The 3,850-nt window shown below is 58.8% G+C and carries 6 protein-coding genes; all 6 read right to left on the reverse strand.

The features are described from left to right. Positions 1 to 38 precede the first annotated feature (38 nt). Complete coding sequence (locus GVY42_RS15730) at positions 39 to 554, reverse strand: hypothetical protein (RefSeq protein WP_159563739.1); 516 nt, start codon at positions 552 to 554, stop codon at positions 39 to 41. A 16-nt stretch (positions 555 to 570) separates the two neighbouring features. Next, a complete protein-coding gene (locus tag GVY42_RS15735; protein WP_159563738.1) occupies positions 571 to 879 on the reverse strand; it encodes a hypothetical protein in 309 nt (102 codons plus the stop codon). Between the two features lie 21 nt (positions 880 to 900). Continuing rightward, a complete protein-coding gene (gene mobP2 / locus GVY42_RS15740; RefSeq protein WP_159563737.1) occupies positions 901 to 2,313 on the reverse strand; it encodes a MobP2 family relaxase in 1,413 nt (470 codons plus the stop codon). Position 2,314: 1 nt separating this feature from the next. Then, positions 2,315 to 2,632 carry a hypothetical protein gene (locus tag GVY42_RS15745; RefSeq protein WP_159563724.1) on the reverse strand — a complete coding sequence of 106 codons (318 nt, stop codon included), beginning with the start codon at positions 2,630 to 2,632 and terminating at the stop codon, positions 2,315 to 2,317. Between the two features lie 3 nt (positions 2,633 to 2,635). After that, complete coding sequence (locus tag GVY42_RS15750; RefSeq protein WP_159563736.1) at positions 2,636 to 2,980, reverse strand: hypothetical protein; 345 nt, start codon at positions 2,978 to 2,980, stop codon at positions 2,636 to 2,638. 526 nt (positions 2,981 to 3,506) lie between these two features. Then, the coding region (locus tag GVY42_RS15755; protein WP_159563726.1) for a hypothetical protein at positions 3,507 to 3,850 on the reverse strand (344 nt) is incomplete at its 5' end.

Below are 3,850 nucleotides of genomic sequence, written 5' to 3' on the forward strand. Positions count from 1 at the left end.
GGCCAACAGGACGAGCGCGATCAGCCAGCGCATGACCTTCACTGTGTCGCCCCCTCTCCTCCGGGTGCCTCGACGTGCCGTCTGCCCTTCCGATAGGCCGCGTCCATCTGTTTGGCTTCGAGTTCTTTCTGACGAAGGTCGGTCGCGACCTGTCGTAGCGTCGGCGCAAGGTATTCATAGACCCGTCGGCACTCCTCTTCTTCCATACTGAACGGGTTCACGAATGCCCCTTTCTTGTCGTCCGGGACGACATGTTCTCTCAATTCTTCCACGAACAGCTCCATGATCCCGAGGAAGCCGTCAAACATCTTCCCGTAGACCGCCTGGGCGTTTTCAAGCGAACGCTGCGCTTTCAGGATCACTTCGAGCTCTCGCGTCTTCTGACGGAGCATCAAGATTTCCTGGTTCTGTCGTGTCACCGTATATTGGTGTTCCTGTAGTTCTTCATGGATATAGTTGATCGTCTCGTCAAAGGACGAGAAGTGATGTTCCATTCTCAGATCATTCAGGCGGTCGTGTGTTTCAGGGCTGACTTTCATACTGATTCGTGTCATCTCATTCCCTCATTTCTCATCGTTTTGGTCTGGTCATAAGCATCCATGTTTCCATTTTCCCGTCGATGGATTCCACCGACCCGATCAGTTTCTTCAGGTGCTTCATCATGTCTTCTTGGTTCAGGAACGCCCGATGGAGCTCGGCGTTCTGTTTCTGTAGGGTCTCGATCTGTCGGACTCGCAGGTCGTCGATTTCCTGTTGTGCTTTCAACTGTCGATACAAAAACGAGATGGTCATTTCAAAAGATGAGAAGCCCTGTTCGATCCGTAACTCATCCAGACGTTCGTGCGTCTCCGGGCTGACTTTTATACCAATCCGTGCCATATCCTATCGCCTCCTCTTTTCTCATCGGTCTAGTTCGTCACGTTCCCGTGCCATCGCCCGGGCACGGAGCTGGCGGTATTCCTGTTCATGACGACGCTCCTCCTCGCGCACGGTGCGGTCGAGCTGGTCGAGCAGTCGCCCGTCGGAGATCGGGAGGACCCGCGCCGCCGGCGCGAGGGCCGTGATCGACTGACGGCGGGGGGTCTCTGGTTTTACCGGGGCGCCACGCCCCGGCTTCCCGTTCGTCCCCCGTCTCTTGTCCTTCCGGGGGACGGACGGGACCGCTGACTTGCCGGTTCGGCCTCGGCGTTCCTCTCGCGTGTCGGGTGTCGATTTCCCCTTCGGTTGTTCCTTCGACGCGTCACGGTTGCCCGCTGACGGCTCCCCCTTTTCCCGTCCCATGGTCGGGAGGGCGAGGTCTTCGGTCACATCGGGTCTCGCCTTCGCCTGAGTGAGGAGCGTGTTCCCGAGTCGCTGGTACAGGTCGGCCCGCCGGTTGTCGGCGTACTGTCGCTCGAAGCGTGGCGAGCCCCCATAGGCACGGACGTGGACGCGCTGTTCGCGCTCCAAGCTCTCCTTGAGGTCGGCCCATTCGGTCGCCTTGTGCGTCTCGAGGTAGTGCGTGCTCGCCCGGTCGATCAGCTCCCGCAGTTCGGGATGATGTTCCTTGATCTTCTTGTAGTTCTGTTCCTTCTTCTGTGCCGGGAGACGTCGCCGGATCTCGGCGAGATGTCGGTCGAGCGTCGGGTCGGACCACGCCAGCCGTTCGTCACGCAACGGCTCGACGATCCGGTCCCGGGTCAACGCCCGGAGGCGTTCGAGTTCCGCATCCCGGTCCGTCAGCCCGGACAACAGACGGCTCTTCATCGTGTCGCGGACGGCGTCCTTGCGGAACGCCTCCTGTTCGGTCAACGGCTCCCGCTCGCCGACGGTCGCGATGTGCACGTGGATGTTGTCGGTGTTGCGATGAATCGACCCGACCCACAGGAGGTCGTCCCGTCCCATCTTCTTGCCCATGCCGTCCATCATGTCACGGACGGCGTCACGCAGGCGCCCCTCGTCGAGCCGGTCGGTCCTCGCGTCGTACAACTTCTGTTCTTCGAGCCACCGGTTGTCGAACGAGACGACGTCCTTCAGGAGATGGCCGTCGCGTTCGATCGAGTCGTCGAACCGGGCGATCAGGTCTGCCCGTTCCGTCTCGCTGATTGTGTCCCGTTCGCCCGTGAAGACGCCGAGCGAGCGCGTCTTCTGTTCGTCTTCCATATAGGTCGTATACCGTTCGATGGTGGGGTCGATGCGATCCTCCGTGTCGGTGAGTTCCATCTCGTCGAATCGGTTCATGTATGCATAGTAGGAGGCGACGGACCCGATCTCGCGCGTCTTCGTCGGTCTGTCATACTGACACTTCAGGACGATACCGGGCGTGCCGGACATGTCAGCGCACGTCCTTTCGGGTCGTCATCTTCCGCGTCATCCATTCCTGTTTCCAGCGTCTGATCTTGGCGTCGATCGAGCGTCTCAGTTCGTGGAACAGTCGGATGCGCGACCGGTCGCCGTTGCCTTCGAGGCGGAGCCGCGCGAAGGCCGCCGACTGGATCGCCATGACGTGGAGCGCCTCCTGTTCCGAGTCACAGCCGTATCGCTCACAGATGCGTTCGAGCTCGATCTGTGCCTCCGGTTCGAGCCGGAAGACGACTGCGCGGATCGCACGTGGGCGGTAGGCATACAGTTCGGATGTCGTCGTCTTGTGCATCGGTCACCCCTCCTCCCGGTCACGTTTTCGGGTGACGGGCAGACGCTCGTCGAGTCGTCGGGCGACCTCGACGAGGACGTCCTCGACGCCCTCGATCCGGTCCGCCAGGTTCAGGAACTCGACCGAACGAACGACCTGCCAGTCGACCGATCGCTGACGGATATCACCGTCCGCATAGGCCTCGAGGATGTACACCATCAATTCGTTCCGGCTCCATCCGACCTGTTCCGCTCGCGTGTCCAACAACTCGACGGCCGGTTTGCTCAACCCACGTACCAGTACATCCATCTTCTCTGTCGACCGCTTCGGTGGTCGCACACGTCCGCCCGTTGATTTTTTCGTTTCCATCATCTCGTTCCTCCTCCAAATCCATTCGTTTTCTCGGTCTCCCGGATCACGTTCGCCCGTTTTCAGGAAGACGATTGTTGTTCATCAAATCACCTTTTGGATGACAGGATGGACAGCTTGTACACCAGCCATTTGGATGCAAGGGAGAGGGTGACTAGAGCATAACTGTAATTTGATATCAAATGTGTATCAAATTACGCCCAAATCGCGGTAGTACCGCGATTTCAGGACGATATCAAAAAAACGCTCAATTTCCCCCTCTTGTCCCCCTGTTTTTCGAGGCCTGTTTACAGCCGTTTACTGATTCTTCCCCTCTTTGTCCCCTTCCGGGTTTACAGGTTGCCTGTCATCCACTCGCCGTTTTTCGGTCGGCGACTCTCCTGTTTTCCTGTTCCCAATGACGCGATTGGCACACAAGCTACTTGAGTGCCAATCTGTCGATTTCATGTCGCGAATCGCGCGATGTACGATCCGTTTTTGTCATGTTTCGGCGACGGAGATGGTCGTTTTTTTGTCGATCGGGCGTTCAGTTCGCGAGCGATTCGAGACGTTCACGCGTCACGTCGCGTGCCTCCTCGTGCTCCTCGATCTGGAGTTCGTTCGTCGTCATCCGCGTCGTGTTCTGTGTGATCTTGCTGTCGATCTCGCGCAGTTCCTCGTCCGACTTGTTCGCCCGTTGGGCATCGAGCTGGGCGTTCCGTTTCACGAGTTCTTCGTTCTCATAGAGGAGGTTCACGATCGCCTCCTCGTACGATTCGACACGCCATTCGAGCTCCGCCACGAGGCGGTCGTGCGTCCGTTCCCGGAACGCGTCCGCGTCCGCGTCGAGCGCGTCGACACGTTTCACGACGCCGTCCGACGTGAACAGTC

The sequence above is a fragment of the Exiguobacterium sp. 8A genome, assembly GCF_902506275.1.
GTDB lineage: Bacteria > Bacillota > Bacilli > Exiguobacteriales > Exiguobacteriaceae > Exiguobacterium > Exiguobacterium profundum.